We start from the raw sequence: 20,520 nt of genomic DNA on the forward strand, positions 1-20,520 counted from the left end.
GTAAGCCTCTTGCCAATTTGAATGGAATACCCCACTAAGAACCCGATAAATAACGTACATGATAAAAACTTAGGATATGTGTTATGGCAGACGGCAATTTAGAGATGACAGCAGAACCAACAATGGACATCTCTGTTCGTGATGTATTTGGTCTAGATACCGATATGGTCGTAAAGGGTTTCGCAGAAAATTCTTCACGCGTGCCAGAAATCGACAGTACGTATCAGTTTGATTACGACACAACGTTGGCCATCCTTGCAGGCTTTACACACAACCGCCGTGTGATGATCCAAGGCTATCACGGTACAGGTAAATCAACACACATTGAACAAGTTGCAGCACGCCTAAACTGGCCATGTGTACGTGTGAACTTGGACAGCCATATCAGCCGTATCGATTTGATCGGGAAAGATGCCATCAAACTAAAAGACGGCAAACAAATCACAGAATTCCAAGAAGGCATCTTGCCTTGGGCACTGCGCAACCCAACTGCGATCGTATTTGATGAATATGATGCAGGCCGCGCTGACGTGATGTTCGTGATCCAACGTGTTTTGGAAGTTGATGGTAAGTTGACACTTTTAGACCAAAACAAAGTGATCACACCACACAAACACTTCCGTCTGTTTGCCACAGCCAACACAGTTGGCTTGGGTGACACAACGGGGCTTTATCACGGCACACAACAAATCAACCAAGGTCAAATGGACCGTTGGTCAATCGTGTCCACATTGAACTACTTAAGCCACGAGGCAGAGGTAAACATCGTTGCTGCGAAAAACCCAGCGACTGACCGTGATGTAATTGGCCACATGGTGACCGTTGCAAACCTATCGCGTAATGCATTCATGAACGGTGACGTCTCCACAGTGATGTCACCACGGACAGTGATCGCATGGGCACAAAACGCAGCTATCTTTGGCGACGTTGGCTTTGCTTTCCGCCTGACATTCTTGAATAAATGTGACGAGTTGGAACGTGAAACAATCGCTGAATTCTACCAGCGTTGTTTTGATGAAGAGCTTCCAGAGAGCGCAGCAAGCGTAAGCTTAGGCTAATGAGCGGCCCAAACGACAATCCTGCTGATCCATTTAAAAAAGCCCTGTCCGAAGCGACAAAGGCTTTGGCGAATGACGCAGAGTTGAATGTTGCCTTTAGTGTTGATCCTGCGGGAATGACAAACGAAAGCATGCGGTTGCCGCAAGTCAGCCGCCGCATGACGTTGGACGAAGTGTTATTGGCACGTGGTACAGCAGATGCATATGCATTACGTCACCGTTTCCATAACGAATCTGTGCACAACCGCTACATGCCAAACGGTATGGAAGCGCGTGAAATATATGAGGTTATGGCGACAGCGCGCTGCGAAGCCGTTGGCGCACGTGCGATGCCTGGTACTGCGAAAAACATCGACGCCAAGATGGAAGCGGAAGCTATTAAACTTGGTTATGATCAGGTACAATCTTTCAAAGATGTGCCAATGACGACAGCTTTGGGGTATTATCTGCGCCAAGTTGCAACAGGCCGTGATATGCCGCCTGCTGTAGACCATGCGTTATCGCAATGGAAAACTATTATCGAAGAACGCTCTGGCGATACGTTTAAAAACCTATCTGAAACAATGACCGACCAAGTCGAGTTCGCCAGATTTGCACGCAAACTGATCGAAGATTTAGGCTACGGCGATCAATTGGGCGATGATCCAGACGCCGAAGGTGACGAGCAAGACCAAGACGTTGAGCAAGAAGATCAAGAATACGAAGAAGATACACCTGATACAGACGCAGGTGAACAAGATGATCAATCCGAAGAATTCGAACAAGATGATGATCAATCGCAATCCGCAGACCAACAACAGACGCAGGTCTCGATGGATGAAAACGATGATATGGATGGCGCGGAAGAGGTTGAAGCCCCAGATGGCGAAGCCCCATTAGAACCGCCTACTCCGCCTGCAATTTCAGATGCGGACCCAAATTATACCGTGTTCACAACAGAACATGACGAAGAAGAGTTTGCCGAAGATTTAGCAGAGCCTGCTGAATTGGAACGCCTGCGGTCTTATTTGGATCAACAGTTAGAGCCCCTAAAAGGCGCTGTATCACGCTTGGCAAACAAACTGCAACGCCGCTTGCAAGCACAACAAAACCGCAGTTGGCAGTTTGATATGGAAGAAGGCATGTTGGACGCTGGTCGTTTGGCCCGTGTGATTGCAAACCCAACGACACCGCTTTCGTTCAAAGTTGAGAATGACACAGAATTCCGCGATACAGTCGTGACACTTCTGATCGATAACTCTGGCTCTATGCGTGGCCGCCCAATTTCCATCGCTGCCATTTGTGCAGATGTTATGGCGCGGACTTTGGAACGTTGTCAGGTGAAATGTGAGATTTTAGGCTTTACCACGCGCGCGTGGAAAGGCGGAAAATCCCGTGAAGAATGGTTGAATGCTGGTCGCCCAACAGAGCCAGGTCGTTTGAACGACTTACGCCACATCATTTACAAAAGCGCTGATATGCAATGGCGTCGCGCCCGTCCAAATCTGGGCTTGATGATGAAAGAAGGCCTGTTGAAAGAAAACATCGACGGCGAAGCATTGGAATGGGCACACCGCCGTATGTTGGCACGTCCAGAACAGCGCCGTATCTTGATGGTTATTTCTGATGGTGCACCTGTGGATGACAGCACATTATCTGTGAACTCTGCCAGCTATTTGGAAAAACATCTGCGCGATGTGATCGAAATGGTCGAAAAACGCAAAATGGTTGAACTGATCGCTATTGGTATTGGGCACGATGTGACCCGTTACTATGATCGCGCCGTGACGATCACTGATGCAGAACAATTGGCAGGTGCTATCACAGAACAGCTTGCCAGCTTGTTTGACAATGACCCCAAAGCGGGCAAACGTATGGCATTTAGAAAGGCCAGTTAATGTTTCAGAGTTTTGAGAGCACCACGTCCCCAGAAACAGGTGCTGCACGCCTGAAAGATTTACGCGAACAACTGAAAAAAGAAGGCTTTGATGGCTTTTTAATCCCACGTGCAGACGCCCATCAGGGGGAATACGTCACAGATCGCGATAATCGATTGGCGTGGTTAACAGGTTTCACAGGTTCTGCTGGCTTTTGCGCCGCTCTTCACGACAGTGCAGGTGTATTCATCGATGGGCGTTATACTTTACAGGCTCAAACGCAAGTCGACCTAGAGTGTTTTACTCCCGTTTCATGGCCTAGCACACAGCTGGCTGAGTGGCTTATGGAGGCTCTGCCAGACGGTGGTAAAATCAGTTTTGATCCTTGGCTTCATACGCTATCTGAGATTGAAAAACTGCGCGCAGATCTGTCAAAATCATTGATTGAGCTTATCCCGACGGATAATTTTGTCGATCGTATTTGGGCAGACCAACCTGGTCGCCCCAGCAATCCAGCCTTTGTTTACCCAAAAGAATTAGCTGGTGTTTGCGATGAAACCAAACGCACGCAAATCGCAAATGTGCTGAAAGAGGCTGGCCATTCTTGCGCAATCCTGACCCAACCTGATGCGATATGTTGGTTATTGAATATCCGTGGCGCTGACATTCCGCGCGTGCCAATTGTTCAAGCTTTTGCAATCATTCATGCAAATGGAGAAATAGACCTTATCTCTGATCCAGAGAAATTCACCGACCTTGGCATCGATCCAAATATCACGTTGCACAGATGGGATGCCTTTGAAGATATTTTAATAACTTTGAGCGCCCCTGTTCGGATCGACAAAACCAACACGCCAATCGCCGTCACAGATTGTCTACACACGAATGGTATTGCGATAGCATTCGATACCGATCCTTGCAGCCTGCCAAAAGCATGTAAAAATGAAACTGAACTTGCAGGCGCTGTCCAAGCACATATCCGCGATGGCGCCGCAGTTTGTGAATTCCTAGCGTGGCTTGATGCGCAAAGTGACCCAACAAAACTCACCGAGATCGACATCGTTAAAAAATTAGAAGGCTGTCGTCAGGATACAGGAGCGCTAAAAGAAATCTCTTTTGACACTATCTGCGGCTCTGGTCCCAACGGCGCAATCGTTCATTATCGCGTGAATTATGACAGCAATCGCACCCTTCAAAAAAACGAGGTCCTGTTGGTCGATTCAGGTGGCCAATACCTAGACGGTACAACTGATATTACCCGTACAATCGCAATTGGAAACGCACCAAAAGAAGCGGTTCACAATGCGACTTTGGTTCTAAAAGGCATGATCGCTATATCTCTACTACGTTTCCCTAAAGGATTGTCAGGCAAAGATATAGATGCGCTAGCTCGCGCCCCTCTTTGGGCAGAGGGCAAAGATTTTGACCATGGTACAGGACACGGTGTTGGATCATATCTATCAGTTCACGAAGGTCCGCAACGCATTTCCAAAGCTTCCACCGTCCCACTTCGAGTTGGCATGATCGTATCAAATGAGCCTGGGTATTATAAAATAGACGCATATGGCATTCGCATTGAAAACCTAATTTATGTAAAATCAGCCAGCCCTATGAATGGTGCTGATGATCGTGACATGATGGAATTTCATACCCTAACATTGATACCATTTGATAAAACGATGATCGAAGTTGATTTATTATCAAATCAAGAACGTGAATGGCTAAACAAATATCATCAACGTGTGTGGAATACATTAAAAGACCTTACAACAGACGATACCAAAATTTGGCTCAAAAATGCTTGCTTACCATTGTAATTTAATCGTGCTCTTCGCGTACTGTTTTCACCAAAGCTTTGTTAAAAGCGCGTAATGCGTCTACTTCATATAAAACACCCATAATGCCAGCGTCATCCTTGTCGATTCCACCAGCAACAACTGGTAAATAAGCACTACCGCTGCTTTCGAAAAGTGGCATTGCACCTTCAAGCGTGGCATTTATGTCCACGTAATGACCATCAGAAATAAGCTTTGAATAATCCACCTGATCATCCATATCTTGCATCAAACCTGCAACATTGAACGTTGCCAATAAATACTCTTGTGGCCCTGCTGCAATACGCACCCCTGCCCGCTCTAATTGCGTTAAAAAGAATGAACGGTGCACCAATCTGCCAGCCAATGCAGATGATAATGACACGGCGACCATTACAGCCAAACCAGTCTGCCAATCACCTGTAAACTCAAACACAATCAATGTTGTGGAAATTGGTGCGCCTAAAACAGCAGCGCTAACCGCAGCCATTCCAGCAAGGGCGTATAAGATCACGTAACTTTCTGCAGAAGGGACTATTGCACTGGCAACCCAGCCGAAAGCCAAACCAGTCAACGCGCCGACCATTAAGGATGGCGAAAACACACCGCCCCCCATTCGGCCCGCAAAAGTAAGAGCAACAGCAATCACTTTAACCGCCACGAAAACAACAGCCACCCAGAATGTGATATTCCCATTCAGCGCACTAAATGTCGTTTCATAACCAACCCCGATAATATGTGGAAACCAAATCGCAATGGCACCCAACCCAAAACCCGCAATAGCAGGCCTTATCAAAGGCGGGATATTAAATTTGTCTTGCACTTTATCGCCAAAATCTTCTGCAATAAAAATCGCACGCATCATTGCAACTGCAACCAAACCACAAAGCAGACCTAACAATAGGAATGCTGGCAATTCCCCATAAAATTGTAATGATACTGTCGGTAAATCAAATTCCGTCAAATTACCAAAGGTCAGTCGACTAACGATTGTACCTGCAACGGATGCGATCACAATCGGCGCAAATGCCTGAATAGCATAATGCCGCAAAACGACTTCTAATGCGAAAATAGTACCCGCAATAGGTGCATTAAACGACGCAGAAACAGCAGCAGCCGCAGCACACCCCATGAGGTTTCGCCCCGTAACACCATCAGCATTAATCAACCGTGATATCTTACTCGAAATCACAGCCCCTAAGTGCACAACGGGCCCTTCACGGCCTGTGGACCCCCCCATAGATAACGTCACTAAAGATGCCAGAGCCGAAGCAAGGCCAGACTTACCTTCAACCCGTCCATTATCCAATGCCACACCTTGGATAACATGTGCGACAGAACGCCCGCGACCATCAGGGGTATAACGATGTAAGATTGCACCAACAATCAACCCACCGATCACGGGAATAAATAAAATCCAGTACCATGGTAAACGGCTTGCAGTAGAAGCTAACGTGATATCATCAGCACCATAAATAAACGCCTGTAACTCACTAATTCCTAGACGAAACAAGACCGTGGACAATCCAGCCCCAAGACCGATGAACAATGCGATTAGCCAAAACTGAAGTTGACCCGGACCTTTCGTACGGATCACATGTATCATAACCGACCATGACGTCAGGCATGATTTAACAGTCGTTTGCAGCATATGAATTGCTTTTTGAAACACGTTTGACCTATTTCCCCGATTGGCCCTTTTCCTAGTGTTAGTTATTTTCTACCCTATGCGCAATTCTTGAGGACCATAATGTCAAATATCGCACAAGCAATTGAAGCCTTATCAACACTACTTGGCGATCGGCTTAGTACCAATCGCGCTATTTTGGACCAGCACGGCCAAAGCGAAACTTATTTTGGCGATGCTCCTCCAGATGCCGTGGCTTTTGCGCATGACACACAGGAGGTCTCTGAAATTGTTAAGATTTGTGCTAAATATGACTGCCCAATCATTCCATGGGGTGTTGGCACATCTCTAGAAGGCCATGCATTGGCTTTTCGTGGTGGAATTACAATTAATCTAAGTGAAATGAACAAAATTATCGACGTCTATCAAGAAGACCTTCTCGTATCTGTTCAACCAGGCATCACACGCGAAGCTTTAAACGAAGAATTACGCGCAACAGGTTTGTTCTTTCCAGTCGATCCAGGTGCAAATGCCACCATCGGTGGCATGACCGCCACCCGTGCATCTGGTACGACTGCTGTGCGTTACGGCACGATGAAAGAAAACGTTTTGGCATTAGAAGTTGTATTGGCTGATGGGCGGATTATCCGCACAGGCACAAAGGCCAAAAAATCATCCGCAGGCTATGACCTAACACACCTTATGGTCGGCTCCGAAGGTACATTGGGTATAATCACCGAAGTCACTTTACGATTACAAGGCCAACCAGAAGCTATTGCAGCAGCAGTTTGTGATTTTCCAGATGTGGAATCCGCTGTGAATACAGTGATCGTCGCCATTCAAATGGGTATCCCAATGGCACGTATCGAAATGATCGATAGCCTTTCCATGCAAGCGTTAAACAACTACAGTCAGCTTGGCCTACCCGAAAAACCACATCTATTTATGGAGTTTCATGGTTCTAAAAATGCAGTTGCAGAACAATCTGAAACGATGAAAGAGCTTGCAGCAGATCATGGTGGTGGGGATTTTCAATGGACTACCAAAACCGAAGACCGCACCAAACTTTGGAAAGCGCGCCACAATGCATTCTTTGCCGCCAAAGCTTTGAAACCAGGATATGACGGTTTATCAACGGATGTTTGCGTACCGATCTCCAAACTTGCTGAAGCGATTGCAATGACGACACAGGATGCAACAGATAACGGAATGTTTGCCCCTACTTTAGGTCATGTTGGTGACGGCAATTACCATACTTTATTCCTAACGGATCCGAATAAACCCGAAGAACTGGAAACCGCGAAGATGTTATCAGCACGTATGAATGAACGCGCATTAGCCTTAGGTGGTACAGTCACAGGGGAGCATGGCATTGGTGTTGGTAAGATGAAGTATATGTTAGCAGAGCACGGCGACGCTTGGTCAATCATGGCGGATATAAAACGCAGCCTTGATCCGCAAAATATCATGAACCCTGGTAAGGTCGTTCAGATCAATTAGCTTTAAAATCAGCAGCTAAACGTAATTCACGGATTGGACGCACGCGAGCAATTGATTCCTGATAAGTTGGATGCGCCTTATAAGCATCCAACTTATGCTCATTGGCAAATTCAGCATAAACAACCACATCAACAGCATCCACAGACAGCTCATCCGCATTCAAATTGTAGGATACCTCAAAATGATCCGAATAAGGGATGGTCTTTAAGATCGACAGACCTTCAACAATAGTATCCACATCAGCTTTGTCTTTAGCGCTGAAAAATACGACGTGGCGGATCATGTTCTGTCTCTCATTTAGTATTGGACTTGTGTATTAGGTAATGACTACCAACCGATATTCAATTGGGCTAAACATCGCATGTCAGAACCGTGTGTTGTTATCTGTTGCGAATGGATAAAAGGCAAGCCTTTCTGCGCGTTACATAATACCACCACAACAATGTTACAACGCATTCAAAAGTGATTGCGCAGCAGCACGCGCTTCATCCGTAATGACATCACCTGCCAACATACGCGCAATTTCATCTGTGCGTTCTGTCTCATTTAATTTTACAACCGAACTGATGGTTTCTTGGCCATCCGTGGATTTCGAAACCTGCCATTGATGCGTGCCCAACGCTGCAACTTGTGGTGAGTGCGTCACAACCAATACCTGCCCTTTAGCAGCCAAGGCAGCCAACCTACGTCCAACAGCATCGGCTGTTGCCCCCCCAACACCGCGGTCGATTTCATCAAAGATCAGAGTAAGACCATCAGTGCGCGAAGTCAGACATACTTTTAATGCCAATAAAAACCGCGATAGTTCACCTCCCGATGCAATTTTATTAATTGGGCCAGATGGCGCACCTGGGTTTGTAGAAACTGTAAACGCAATGTTATCTGCGCCATCAGGCCCAGCATCTGCAGCAACAACATCCGTCCTGAATATCGCTGTTTCCATTTTCAACGGTGCAAGTTCCTGCATCATCCGCTTATCTAACTCAGTGCCAGCTGTAGTCCGCTTTTCAAACAAGGCAGCAGCGCAGGCATCATATGTCCGTTGCGCCTTATCTCGTTGCTGCTCTAAATCGGCAATATTGGTAGCACCCGTATCAATAGCATTCAATTTAATTTCCAAGTCAGCCGCCAATGCAGGCAGTTTATCAGGTAACACTTTATGTTTACGCGCCAATGCACGGATCGCAAATAAACGTTCTTCAACTTGCTCCAATTCCATTGGATCATAATCCAGTTGAGATAAACAATCCTCAACCCCGCGTTGTGCATCCGCCACTTCGTTCAAGGCTCGAGATAGGGCAGCAAGTGGTTCATCCAATCGCCCCTCTGCATCGTTAGCCGTTTCTTCTAACCAACGATTTGCATCGGACAACATACTTTCCGCACCATCAGTTCCCAAAGCTTGTGCAGCTTTGCTGATATCTTCACGGATACGCGCACCTGCCTGCATCAAACGGCGGCGCGCATCTAAACTGTCATCCTCGCCAACTTCAGGGGATAGTTCAGTCAATTCGGCCACAGAATGACGTACATAATCGGCATCTCGTTCAGCCGCTTCCAGTTCAAGCTTTGCAGCTTCAATATCTTTGATCAGCTTTGTCAGTTGCTTCCAAGCTGACCGAACCTCAGAAAGATCAACACCAGCATAGCTGTCTAATAACGCGCGGTGTCCCTTACTATCCAGCAGACCACGGTCATCATGTTGCCCATGCAACTCTAATAAACAGTCGGAAAGTTGACGTAATATCTCACCTGTACAGCGGCGATCATTTACGTAAGCGGTTTTCCGCCCATCAGGTGTGTTTGTACGGCGCAATAACAAATCATCTTCATCTGGCAATCCTGCGTCTCGCAAGATATCTCGTACAGGATGGGTAGCGGAAAGTTCGAACCAAGCGCTCACTTCGCCCAAATCAGCACCTTTACGCACCATATCTGCACGTCCACGCCACCCCAAAACAAAACCCAAACTGTCTAGCAGGATAGACTTCCCTGCACCCGTTTCACCCGTTAAAACGTTCAAGCCCGCTTGGAATTCCAAGTCGAGCTTGTCGATTAACAACATGTTTCGGATGTTTAAGCCACGCAGCATGGCACCCCCTTGATGTGTGGTTTACAACCACTCACCCTTGACCGCTTGGCGCCAAATCACGCGCAACCATCTAGAGCTTTTCTTATTTTCTTTAGATGTATCAATACCTTGCTTAGTCAAAAGTGCAAAACTGTCATTGTACCATTCTGTACCTTGGAAGTTATGCCCAAGAATTGCACCAGCAGTTTGTGCATCACCATCAATGCCCAAAGATAGGTAAGATTCAACCAACCTATGGAGCGCTTCAGGTGTGTGTGTGGTTGTTTGGAAATCTTCAACAACAATACGGAAACGATTGATAGCTGCTGCATAATGGCCGCGTTTTAGATAGTAGCGCCCAATTTCCATTTCCTTGCCAGCAAGGTGATCCAAGGCAAGATCAAACTTTAACAAAGACGACGATGCAAATTCACTCTCAGGGTAACGCTCAACTGTAGTTCGCAAAGCTTGCAGTGCTTGGAACGTTACGCCTTGGTCACGACTTACATTATCAATCTGGTCATAATAACTCAAAGCAATCAGATACTGAGCATATGCAGCGTCTTCATCGGCTGGATAAAAATCAAGATAGCGTTGCGCGGCAGAACGGCTCTGCTCATAGTCTTCTGCTTCATGGTACGCAAAAGCAGACATAATGATCGAGCGCTTAGCCAATTCTGAATATGGGTATAGGCGCTCCACCTCTGAAAAACGCTTCGCCGCCTTTGATTCAGCATTTTTAGTTAATAAAGCTTCCGCAGATTGGAAAATCGCTTCTGGGGATTTCCCCTCCAATGAGACCTCTTCGGCTTCATCTGTTTTACTACCACAGCCAGCGATCACAAGAGTTCCGGCTAATGCCATCGCAAGTGAGGCTTTTTTTCCTAAGAAGTTCATTCATTTACACCCAAAGATATTACAGGGAACATATAACACTGTTTCCCAGCCTGCCAGCACAATTTCGTTTTTCTTTTAGTCACATCTTTGTGGCTCAAAAGTTAAAAAATCATGTTTCTTATCAGAGGGTTATTAAGCGCTTAAACGCATGTCTGCGTTTTCTATGTGCGCCCCAGGTAACATTTCTGTTTGCGCATCATCACAGACAACCATTTCCCAAGCACCGACTGTAGAAAACAATTCGCGTAGCAATAGGTTGGTTGCTCGGTGGCCAGAACGAACACCAATATATTTACCCAGAATGGGCGCACCAGCCAAAGCAAGGTCACCCAATGCATCTAGCATTTTGTGGCGAACGCATTCATCATCATGGCGAAAGCCTTCTGGGTTCAAAACAGAACCACCATCAACGATGATCGCATTGTCTAGACCACCACCTTGGCCAAGGCCAACAGCATGTAGTGCATCAACATCTTTACGCTGACAGAATGTACGGCAGTTACTCAATTCACGAACAAATGCGCCATTTGCCATTTCAAGGTTTTTCTGTTGTTTACCAATAGCCTGGTCATCAAAATCGATTGAAAAATCAATTTCCAAAGTATCTGACGGTTTCAGTGTTGCAACTGTTTCACCAAACTGAATAGACACTTCCTTCAAAACGCGGATCGCACGAACTGGCGCATCAAGTTCTTGAACACCAGCATTCATAATGGAACGCACAAATGGTAGCGAACTGCCATCCATAATTGGCACTTCTGGGCCATCAATCTCGATCAATGCATTTTGAACGCCTGTGCCTGCTAAAGCGGCCATCAAGTGCTCTACTGTAGAAATATCAACGCCAGCTTCATTCGTAAGCTTCGTACAAAGCTGCGTATCAGTCACGCTGTCATATAGAGCGGGTATTAGGTTATTGCGGTCTGTGATATCAACGCGGCGGAACCAGATACCATACTCAGCGGACGCAGGATGAATCACCAAGCGTGCAGGTTTTCCAGAGTGGACACCTTTGCCTATCATAGTCACTGTATTTGCGAGCGTTTTCTGCACGACGAGCCTATTCATAATTTCGTTGCTCATTAGATAGCAATTATTAACGAATTACCCAATTCACGCTTTGTGACGGATTGCAACAAAACTGAAACAGTTATGAAACAAAAAAACGCGGGACCTGGCCCGCGTTTTTATCTTTATTTTACAAAGGTTTAGTTTGCCTGTCGGCGCAAGAATGCTGGAATTTCGATACGTTCTTGGTCTTCAGTCATTGCAGGTTCTTCATGAGACAAATCAGGTGCCGTAGCGGCAAGGTTTGGTTGCTCGACTGTTCTAGCGCGATTCGTATCATCGCTATGACCTGTCATTTTCGAAATCAGACTATTCAAACCAAAGCCACCACGTTTTTCAGCTGTTGCTTCAGCCTGTGCAGGCATTGGCGCAGGTGCATGTGTTGGTGCTTTTGATGCAGCAGCATGCAAACGTGCCATTGTTTCAGAACTCGGTTGGCCTGTTGGCTGCGGCTGCGGTGCCACAAATGCAGCGGCTTCTTCTTCCATTTGGAAGAAATCATCAGCAGTTTCTTCTGCAGCAGGTTGATATGCTGGCGGTGGTAAATCATCTGTTTCAGTTTGAGCAAATGTTGGTTCATCAAATTGAGCCGCACTTTCAAACATGTCTGGCTCTTGCATACCAATCTCTTCAACTGCTGGCATATCCATGACTGGCTCAGCAGAAACTTCTTCTACAAACTCTTCAACAGATGGCACTGCATCTGCAGGTTCATCTTGCTGTTCGAAAGAAACCGCTTGCGCTAAGGGCTCTTTCATTGAACGGCGCGGAACTGGAATATCAGAAACTGTAGTCACAGCATCGATACCTGTTGCAACGACAGACACCCGCATCACACCTTCAAGGCCAGTATCAAGTGTTGAACCAACGATAATGTTTGCATTTTCATCAACTTCTTCACGGATACGGTTCGCTGCTTCATCCATTTCGAACAATGTCAGATCGTGACCGCCTGTGATGTTGATCAATACGCCATGTGCACCTTTCAACGAAATCTCGTCTAGCAATGGGTTTGCAATCGCTTTTTCTGCAGCTTGGATCGCACGATCTTCGCCAGTGCTTTCACCTGTGCCCATCATTGCTTTGCCCATCTCGTCCATTACGGCGCGAATATCCGCAAAGTCTAGATTGATAATACCAGGGCGTACCATAAGGTCTGTTACACCCTTAACACCTTGATAAAGAACATCATCCGCCATTTGGAAAGCTTCAGTAAATGTTGTTTTCTCGTTGGCAATGCGGAATAGATTCTGGTTTGGAATCACAATCAATGTGTCCACAACTTTTTGTAACGCCTCAACGCCTTCTTCGGCTTGGCGCATACGTTTGTTGCCCTCAAACTGGAATGGCTTCGTGACGACACCAACCGTTAGAACCCCCAATTCACGTGCTGCTTGTGCAATAATCGGTGCAGCGCCAGTGCCTGTACCGCCGCCCATGCCAGCTGTGATAAAACACATGTGACACCCAACAAGCTGATCAACGATTGCTTCGATGCTTTCTTCAGCAGAAGCCGCGCCAACGGATGGTCGTGCACCTGCGCCTAAGCCTTCGGTTACTTTTTCGCCGATTTGAATAGCATTTTGCGCTTTAGAATTCTGCAAAGCTTGTGCATCAGTATTCGCCACAACGAAATCGACACCTTCAAGGTTCTTTTCGATCATGTTGTTTACAGCGTTACCGCCAGCACCGCCCACACCAAATACTGCGATATGAGGTTTAAGGTCTGCCATTTCTGGCATGCGTAGATTCAATGTCATAATTACTATCCGCCTGTGTGTTGCCTGCTCGGCCGATTTATATCGGTCCTTATTACTGATTCGTATCGTAACGCAGTGATTCGCCCGCGTCACGAAAAATCGTGCGTTTATCCACAAAACCTAGTGATTTAAGCACTATTCGGCCCAAATTATGGACCAAAACCACCTACCAGTTGTCTTTAAACCAGCGCATCGCTTTTTTCAGAGGCTTACCACCCATTCGCTCAACAGGTAGATCAAAGTCCCAGCATTCATCTTGTGGATGTGCCGCATGCATTGCCAAACCAATTGTAGATGCAAACGCTGGCCCTGTAGCCGCTTGCGGCAAGCCTTGCACGCGCATCGGTCGACCCAAGCGCACATTCTGACCTAGGATTTTACTGGCTAGGCCTTCCAAACCTGGAACTTGGCTTGTGCCACCTGTCAAAACGATGCGTTGACCAGGCAGATGTTCAAATCCAGACGCATCCAAACGCATACGTGCTTCTTCCAGTATTTCTTCTAAACGTGGGCGCATCACGCCAATCAATTCTGCGCGGCTAATACGACGACGATCATGATCAAAATCACCTGTATCCCCACCAACCTCAATCATCTCGCGATCATCAATAGAGGTTGCGATCACGCCGCCATGCAATGTTTTGATCCGTTCAGCCGCTTGATATGACACCTGTAAACCTTGCGAAATATCGGACGTGACCAAGTCGCCACCCATACGAACATTATCACCGTAAATCATATGCTTTTTAAGGAAGACAGAAACGCTGGTAGCCCCACCACCAATATCGATACACGCAGCACCAAGCTCTTGCTCATCCTCCACCAATGCTGACATCGCACTTGTATAAGCGGCAGAGGCAACACCGGCCAATTCCATATCACATCGCTTTACACATTTCAGAAGATTTTCAATGGCTTGCGTATCCACAGTCAGCAAATGCATGTCCACAGATAAACGGTTGCCGATCTGCCCACGAGGATCAGTCAAACCACTGCGGTGATCCAGTGTAAAATTGACCGGCATAGCATGAACTGTTTCACGCCCAGCTCCATAATCTGGCATATCACAGTTCGCCAAAACGCGACCAATATCATAGTCTGTAACAGTGCCATTTTCTAATTCAACTTCGCCAGCCACACCATACGAACGCGGCTCAGCGCCAGCCAAACAAGCAATCACATGATCCACGCGCACATTTGCCATTTTCTGGGCTCCTTGTACGACTGTACGGATTGCACGTTCTGTTTCTTCCATCGAAGAAATTTCGCCAAAACGCACACCGCGCGAACGAGTTGTTGCTACACCAATCACACGGAAAGAACCGTGATTGGCAAGGTTGCCAACCCCTAAGCGAACATCGTCATTTTGTGTCGCATCAAACTGCAAAACCATACAGGCCATTTTCGTTGTACCAACGTCCAAAACAGCAACCAAACCGCGCTGTAAAGCACTCCGTCTTTTCTGACGCATCGCACGCTGTGTATCGTACAAATATGACATAACTTAACTATCCTCTCCGTTTGCGATTAAACGCAACTTCTTCAAACCATCTAATGCGGGTGCTGAAAGTCTTAAAATAGGCTTTCGGCCATCTCTTACGTCCACGACAGCAACGTCGCGGTTCAAAATATCTTGGGCTGCATGTAGCGCGAATATACGTTCTAGCGCGGCAAGCGGTTTATCTTCTGGCAGTCTTAAAATTTGATTGCGGTCTAAAACCACATCCCAACGACGCTCGCCAATACGCATCAAACCACGCACACGCCCAGCCACAGGTGCAAGTTTTGCGAAAATATCCATAGCTTCGGGCACGCTCTGCTCAACACCCACTCCTGTCACCAGAGGTAATTCAGGCCGATCCAGACGAGACCCAAGGCGTCCAGACTTTTCGCCCGATGCATCTAACAACACCAAACCTTCATCATTACGCCAAATCAAAGCTGGGACACGTTCAACAATACCCACCTCTAAAACACCCTGCGCACCAACTAGTATTGAAGCGGCTTCGACGCCTTCAATGCTTTCAACCGAAGCTTTCAAAGCCTCCAAATCCAAATGGAAAGAACTCACGGGGAATTCCACAGGAAGGGCCGCACGCACCAAACTATCAGTGATCTCACCTACACCTTGGATACGCATTTGCTTAACCATGAACTCGGGGCGCTCTTCCATTACGGTGCGCGCATGATTGTAATGAGTAATCATATTTGCTTGTACTGCAGGGTCGCGAACATAACTAACCACAATGATACCCACGAACAAAACAGGTAAACCTGTACGGATCAGCGCGCGGTAAACAGGTGTCAACCAAAGACGTTCTAACTTATATTTAACACGGCTTGGCGCAGGATCTTGGCGTGTAGGTGGTGTTATCTGTTGCATGATGCATCCTCCACCATCCAACGAACGAACTTACCATATGACACCCCACAATGGTCAGCTTGTTCAGGTGACAATGATGTTGGTGTCATACCAGGTTGGGTATTGGTTTCGAGCAGGATCAAACCATCCAAACCTTTGCTTTCGTCCCAACGGAAATCCGTGCGCGATACACCACGGCAACACAAAATATTGTGGGCACGAACTGCATAATCCAAACAAGCCTCATAAATATCCGCAGGAATATCGGCAGGCACAATATGTTTTGAGCCACCTTCTTCATATTTCGCAGAAAAATCATACCATCCGTCGGCATAGATATCCGTCACAGCCAATGCCTTATCACCCATCACAGTCGTGGTTAACTCGCGGCCAGGAATAAACCGTTCCACCATAACCGTATCAGGCATATCTGCATTCATACGTGCAGGGCCTTCACCCTCGTTCACGATGTAAACACCGACAGAAGACCCTTCATTATAGGGCTTCACAACATAAGGTGCCGCCATAGGGTGATCTTTTTGAACATCCTCCGACGATACCAACATACTTTCCGCAATCGGCAAACCAGCAGCAGCATAAGCGCGCTTGGCTTGTTCTTTATCCATAGCCATGGCGGACGCCATAACACCAGAATGCGTATAAGGAATTTGCAACCATTCAAGTAGACCTTGAACACAGCCATCTTCGCCCCAGCGACCATGCAAAGCATTGAACACAACATCGGGTTTGGCTGCAATCAAATCGCTAGCCAGCTCTGGACCTGCGTCCAGTTCTACAACTTCGAAACCTTCATCGCGCAATGCTGCTGCTACTTCGCGACCCGAAACCAGAGAAACTTCACGTTCCGCTGATGGACCACCCTTCAGGACCACAATGCGCGAGATTGCCCTGCTCGACATACCCGCCTCTTTCACCCACGGCCATTTGCTGGCTCTTAGGGTTTGACTATTTACCGCTTAGGTCGGTTTACCGACCCTCATGATTTCCCACTCTAACTGAATACCAGAGTTTTCGAAAACCTTTTTTATAACTTTTTCACCTAAATTTTCTAAATCTGCGGCAGTTGCGCCACCTTTGTTAATCATAAAATTCGAATGCATCTCAGACATTTGCGCACCACCCACCGTAGCACCGCGCATTCCAGCGTCATCAATGACCTTCCAAGCCTTTAAATCATGGACATCATCGGTTTTTCCAGTGGAACTGAAACCCGCTGGATTGCGAAACGTTGAACCACAAGAGCGTTCTTTAACAGGCTGCGTTTGCGCGCGTTTTTCCAATGCGTCCGCCATTTTCGCCTCAATCGCCTCGGGATCGCCGCTCGGCCCTTCCAATAGAACCGAAGTAATCACCATACCTTCAGGCAAATCAGTAGACCGATAAGCAAAACCCATGTCATCTTTCGTTAAAGTCACGATCTCACCTGAACGTGTTAGTGCTTGCGCTTCAACAAACACATCCGCCGTGTATACACCGTAACACCCAGCATTCATCTTTGCAGCTCCGCCAATGGCTCCTGGAATGGTCCGCAAAAACGCCAAATCAATTCCAGCCTGTGCCGCTTTGCGCGCAACATGCGCATCTAACGCCGCAACACCAGCGCGAACACGGTTGCCTTCAAGGATTTCAATCCCGTTAAAACCACGCCCCATACGGATCACAACACCTTTGATGCCACCATCACGGATAATCAAATTGGAACAGACGCCAATTGGGAAAATATCAATCTCATTTGGCAGACGTCTTAAAAAGCTTTGCAGATCATCCAAATCAGCTGGTTGAAACAACACTTCAGCAGGCCCACCAACTTTCAGCCATGACAAATCAGCCAAAGGGCGATCAGCAGTATATGTTCCCCGAACCTCTGGCAAACCTTCGATCATATTATTTGTCCACTGGCAGATTATTAGCCCAAGCACTGATCGTACCAGCACCCAAACACACCAACAGATCACCCTTTTGCGTTTGCTCTTTTACAAACTCTACAAAAGACGCCTCATCCGAAATCCCATGCGCTGCCTTATGTCCAGCCGAAACAAGCCCAGCCACCAGACTATCACGATCAGCCCCTTCGATATGATCTTCGCCAGCTGTAAAAACATCGGAAATGCCAACGATGTCCGCATCGTTGAAACAACCGCAAAAATCATCAAACAGATCATGTAAACGCGAATAACGGTGCGGCTGGTGCACGGCAATAACACGACCAGAGGTCGCTTGTTTCGCGGCACTTAACACAGCTTTAATCTCAACAGGGTGATGCGCGTAATCGTCAATCACAGTTACGCCGTTCATTTCACCAACACGGGTAAAGCGGCGATTCACACCTTTGAAACTTTCCAAAGCCCCTGCAATTTCTTCGCGTTTCAAACCAAGGTAACGCGATACAGCAATAGCCGCCAAAGCGTTTGATACATTATGGTCACCTGGCATCGGCAAAGTCACACCATCAATACGCATATCTTCAGCCTGCAAAACAATGTCAAAAAACGCAGCACCGTTTTCATAACGCAGGTTATCTGCCCGAACATCCGCTTGTTTATTGAAACCATACGTAATTACACGGCGATCGTTGATACGGCCAACTAGCGCCTGAACCTCTTTATGATCCGTATTACAAATCGCAACACCATAGAATGGGATGTTCGACACAAACGTATAAAACGCATCGCGCAGATTATCGAACGTGCCGTAATGCTCCATATGTTCTGGATCAATATTCGTTACCACAGCCACAGTTGCTGGAAGCTTGTTGAAAGTACCATCACTTTCGTCCGCTTCCACAACCATCCATTCGCCATCGCCCATACGCGCGTTTGAACCGTAAGCATGAATAATACCGCCATTGATCACCGTTGGATCAATACCACCTGCATCCAACAAAGTAGCGACCATCGTCGTCGTTGTCGTCTTACCATGCGTCCCCGCAATCGCCACATTTGACTTCAAACGCATCAATTCTGCCAACATTTCAGCACGACGCACAACGGGCAGTCCACGCGCACGCGCACTGTCCAACTCAGGGTTTCCAGGTTTAATCGCGGAAGAGATCACAACCACTTCGGCATCTTCCAAATTCTCAGCCATTTGCGGGAACGAAATCTTTGCCCCCATTTCGACCAAACGATCTGTGATCTTACTGGGGCGTAAATCAGAGCCTTGGACCGTATAGCCATGGTTCAACAGAACTTCGGCTATGCCCGACATTCCAATACCACCAATCCCTACGAAATGGATTGCCCCTAATTGTGTTGGTAATTTCGTTGCTGCATTCATTGGACACGCCCCTTTGCCGCCAATTCTTCGACCATATTCGCCAGCTGCTCTGTTGCATCTGGTTTTGCCTGCGTCAATGCCGCGTGCGCCATTTGCTCCGCTCCCTCTGCGTCACTTAGCACGGTTTCGATACATTTCGCCAAACTCTGCGGTGTCAACTCGCTTTCAGGGATCACAATTGCCCCTCCAGCCGATGCCAACCCTCGTGCATTCGCATTTTGATGGTCATCCATCGCAATCGCCAAAGGCACCAAAATCGAAGGCCGTCCAATCGTTGCAATATCCGCAACCGACGATGCACCAGAGCGCGATACAACCAACTGCGCCTCTGACATCAATCGTGGCACATCACGAAAAAACGGCGACACTTCTGCATGTACACCTGCCTGTGCATAAGCTTCTTCGCAAGCAACCGTATCATCCTCGCGTGCTTGCTGAAAAACCCGCACTTGCGCTTTAATATTATCAGGCAGCAAAGCCGCTGCTTGTGGCATCATATCCGATAAAATCTTTGCCCCTTGTGATCCACCAATTGCCAAAATACTCATCGGCCAATCACCTGGCGTTATATAAGCGGCACTGTGTTTTTCCATGACACTCAGACGCACAGGGTTACCCGTATGAATTCCCTGAACACCCTCAGGCATTGCAGTCGGCCAAGTTCCACAAGCCACAGCGTCCATCTTTGGCGCAAATTTCTTGTTCACACGCCCCAAAACACCGTTTTGTTCATGGATCATGCGCGGTAATTTCAACCAACCACCCGCCAACATCGCAGGAATAGCAGGATATCCCCCAAACCCAGCAACAACAGCTGGGCGATCGCGGCGCATACTAAACCACGCAGAAACCGCGCCCTTTAAAATGCTAAATGGAACGCGCAGCTTTGCAGCCAATCCACCACGCGCAAACGTACCAGACTTAACAACTTCAATTTCAACAGTATGAGGAAAACCACCTGTATATCGCGCACCGCGCGGATCAGTGGACAATTTCACCCGCCATCCACGGCGCAACATTTCCTCTGCCAATGCTTGGGCTGGGAACATATGCCCCCCCGTACCACCAGCAGCTATGACCAGAAGCGGTCCATCATTCATACTCTTTACCTCTTAAAACAATGGTTTTATTTAATGGCATTACGATAAGCTAAATACGCCCCTGCCATCGATCCAATCAAAACACCCGAAACGGCAGCCATCATCAAAAT

At 47.3% G+C, this 20,520-nt stretch carries 16 protein-coding genes; 4 read left to right on the forward strand and 12 right to left on the reverse strand.

Translation table 11 applies throughout. From position 1 onward, the window contains the following. Window positions 1-83 precede the first annotated feature (83 nt). Genes cobS through F9L33_RS13535 form a run of 3 tightly spaced genes read left to right on the forward strand, consistent with a single transcriptional unit; the run spans window position 84 to window position 4,731 of the window. Window positions 84-1,058, forward strand: coding sequence for a cobaltochelatase subunit CobS (gene cobS / locus F9L33_RS13525; protein ID WP_152143334.1), 975 nt, complete (start codon window positions 84-86; stop codon window positions 1,056-1,058). Continuing rightward, a complete protein-coding gene (gene cobT, locus F9L33_RS13530) occupies window positions 1,058-2,935 on the forward strand; it encodes a cobaltochelatase subunit CobT (RefSeq protein WP_152143335.1) in 1,878 nt (625 codons plus the stop codon). Before cobS ends, cobT begins: the two co-directional genes overlap by 1 nt. Beyond that, the gene (locus F9L33_RS13535; protein ID WP_152143336.1) at window positions 2,935-4,731 is read left to right on the forward strand and encodes an aminopeptidase P family protein; all 1,797 of its coding nucleotides are present in this window, start codon (window positions 2,935-2,937) and stop codon (window positions 4,729-4,731) included. Before cobT ends, F9L33_RS13535 begins: the two co-directional genes overlap by 1 nt. A gap of 1 nt (window position 4,732) precedes the next feature. On the opposite strand, the gene F9L33_RS13540 is transcribed toward F9L33_RS13535, so the two are convergent. Continuing rightward, window positions 4,733-6,379, reverse strand: a complete 1,647-nt coding sequence (locus F9L33_RS13540) for a chloride channel protein (RefSeq protein ID WP_152143536.1) — start codon at window positions 6,377-6,379, stop codon at window positions 4,733-4,735. Between the two features lie 99 nt (window positions 6,380-6,478). Between F9L33_RS13540 and F9L33_RS13545 the strand changes: the two genes are divergently transcribed. Further along, window positions 6,479-7,855 carry an FAD-binding oxidoreductase gene (locus F9L33_RS13545; protein ID WP_152143337.1) on the forward strand — a complete coding sequence of 459 codons (1,377 nt, stop codon included), beginning with the start codon at window positions 6,479-6,481 and terminating at the stop codon, window positions 7,853-7,855. Here the strand turns inward: F9L33_RS13545 and F9L33_RS13550 are convergent. The 11 genes from F9L33_RS13550 to F9L33_RS13600 all read right to left on the reverse strand — a co-directional run bounded on the left by F9L33_RS13550 (window position 7,848) and on the right by F9L33_RS13600 (window position 20,410). Further along, window positions 7,848-8,138 (reverse strand): Dabb family protein, encoded by a 291-nt coding sequence (locus tag F9L33_RS13550; protein ID WP_152143338.1) that lies wholly within the window; start codon window positions 8,136-8,138, stop codon window positions 7,848-7,850. The genes F9L33_RS13545 and F9L33_RS13550 overlap by 8 nt on opposite strands. A gap of 162 nt (window positions 8,139-8,300) precedes the next feature. Next, window positions 8,301-9,947, reverse strand: a complete 1,647-nt coding sequence (gene recN / locus F9L33_RS13555) for a DNA repair protein RecN (RefSeq protein ID WP_152143339.1) — start codon at window positions 9,945-9,947, stop codon at window positions 8,301-8,303. Between the two features lie 21 nt (window positions 9,948-9,968). Next, window positions 9,969-10,823, reverse strand: coding sequence for an outer membrane protein assembly factor BamD (locus tag F9L33_RS13560; protein ID WP_152143340.1), 855 nt, complete (start codon window positions 10,821-10,823; stop codon window positions 9,969-9,971). A 132-nt stretch (window positions 10,824-10,955) separates the two neighbouring features. Then, complete coding sequence (lpxC, locus tag F9L33_RS13565) at window positions 10,956-11,876, reverse strand: UDP-3-O-acyl-N-acetylglucosamine deacetylase (protein ID WP_193222065.1); 921 nt, start codon at window positions 11,874-11,876, stop codon at window positions 10,956-10,958. A 155-nt stretch (window positions 11,877-12,031) separates the two neighbouring features. After that, window positions 12,032-13,651: a cell division protein FtsZ gene (gene ftsZ, locus F9L33_RS13570; RefSeq protein ID WP_152143341.1), complete on the reverse strand. Its 1,620-nt coding sequence runs from the start codon at window positions 13,649-13,651 to the stop codon at window positions 12,032-12,034. Between the two features lie 166 nt (window positions 13,652-13,817). Next, the gene (ftsA, locus tag F9L33_RS13575; RefSeq protein WP_152143342.1) at window positions 13,818-15,152 is read right to left on the reverse strand and encodes a cell division protein FtsA; all 1,335 of its coding nucleotides are present in this window, start codon (window positions 15,150-15,152) and stop codon (window positions 13,818-13,820) included. Between the two features lie 3 nt (window positions 15,153-15,155). Further along, window positions 15,156-16,034: a cell division protein FtsQ/DivIB gene (locus F9L33_RS13580; RefSeq protein ID WP_152143343.1), complete on the reverse strand. Its 879-nt coding sequence runs from the start codon at window positions 16,032-16,034 to the stop codon at window positions 15,156-15,158. After that, complete coding sequence (locus tag F9L33_RS13585) at window positions 16,022-16,933, reverse strand: D-alanine--D-alanine ligase (protein ID WP_152143344.1); 912 nt, start codon at window positions 16,931-16,933, stop codon at window positions 16,022-16,024. The genes F9L33_RS13580 and F9L33_RS13585 overlap by 13 nt, the downstream gene beginning before the upstream one ends. Before the next feature lie 57 nt (window positions 16,934-16,990). Further along, on the reverse strand, window positions 16,991-17,917 hold the full coding sequence (murB, locus tag F9L33_RS13590) for a UDP-N-acetylmuramate dehydrogenase (protein ID WP_193222054.1): 927 nt from the start codon (window positions 17,915-17,917) through the stop codon (window positions 16,991-16,993). A 1-nt stretch (window position 17,918) separates the two neighbouring features. Then, on the reverse strand, window positions 17,919-19,310 hold the full coding sequence (murC, locus tag F9L33_RS13595) for a UDP-N-acetylmuramate--L-alanine ligase (protein WP_152143345.1): 1,392 nt from the start codon (window positions 19,308-19,310) through the stop codon (window positions 17,919-17,921). Then, complete coding sequence (locus F9L33_RS13600; RefSeq protein WP_152143346.1) at window positions 19,307-20,410, reverse strand: glycosyltransferase; 1,104 nt, start codon at window positions 20,408-20,410, stop codon at window positions 19,307-19,309. Before F9L33_RS13600 ends, murC begins: the two co-directional genes overlap by 4 nt. Window positions 20,411-20,520: the final 110 nt, after the last annotated feature.

The sequence above is a fragment of the Amylibacter sp. SFDW26 genome, from assembly GCF_009184395.1.
GTDB lineage: Bacteria > Pseudomonadota > Alphaproteobacteria > Rhodobacterales > Rhodobacteraceae > Amylibacter.

Excerpts from the sequence above, each read along its gene's own strand:
- cobS (WP_152143334.1), top strand. The coding sequence starts at position 84 with ATGGCAGACGGCAATTTAGAGATGACAGCAGAACCAACAATGGACATC.
- cobT (WP_152143335.1), top strand. The coding sequence starts at position 1,058 with ATGAGCGGCCCAAACGACAATCCTGCTGATCCATTTAAAAAAGCCCTG.
- F9L33_RS13535 (WP_152143336.1), top strand. The coding sequence starts at position 2,935 with ATGTTTCAGAGTTTTGAGAGCACCACGTCCCCAGAAACAGGTGCTGCA.
- F9L33_RS13540 (WP_152143536.1), bottom strand. The coding sequence starts at position 6,379 with ATGCTGCAAACGACTGTTAAATCATGCCTGACGTCATGGTCGGTTATG.
- F9L33_RS13545 (WP_152143337.1), top strand. The coding sequence starts at position 6,479 with ATGTCAAATATCGCACAAGCAATTGAAGCCTTATCAACACTACTTGGC.
- F9L33_RS13550 (WP_152143338.1), bottom strand. The coding sequence starts at position 8,138 with ATGATCCGCCACGTCGTATTTTTCAGCGCTAAAGACAAAGCTGATGTG.
- recN (WP_152143339.1), bottom strand. The coding sequence starts at position 9,947 with ATGCTGCGTGGCTTAAACATCCGAAACATGTTGTTAATCGACAAGCTC.
- F9L33_RS13560 (WP_152143340.1), bottom strand. The coding sequence starts at position 10,823 with ATGAACTTCTTAGGAAAAAAAGCCTCACTTGCGATGGCATTAGCCGGA.
- ftsZ (WP_152143341.1), bottom strand. The coding sequence starts at position 13,651 with ATGACATTGAATCTACGCATGCCAGAAATGGCAGACCTTAAACCTCAT.
- ftsA (WP_152143342.1), bottom strand. The coding sequence starts at position 15,152 with ATGTCATATTTGTACGATACACAGCGTGCGATGCGTCAGAAAAGACGG.
- F9L33_RS13580 (WP_152143343.1), bottom strand. The coding sequence starts at position 16,034 with ATGCAACAGATAACACCACCTACACGCCAAGATCCTGCGCCAAGCCGT.
- F9L33_RS13585 (WP_152143344.1), bottom strand. The coding sequence starts at position 16,933 with ATGTCGAGCAGGGCAATCTCGCGCATTGTGGTCCTGAAGGGTGGTCCA.
- murB (WP_193222054.1), bottom strand. The coding sequence starts at position 17,917 with ATGATCGAAGGTTTGCCAGAGGTTCGGGGAACATATACTGCTGATCGC.
- murC (WP_152143345.1), bottom strand. The coding sequence starts at position 19,310 with ATGAATGCAGCAACGAAATTACCAACACAATTAGGGGCAATCCATTTC.
- F9L33_RS13600 (WP_152143346.1), bottom strand. The coding sequence starts at position 20,410 with ATGAATGATGGACCGCTTCTGGTCATAGCTGCTGGTGGTACGGGGGGG.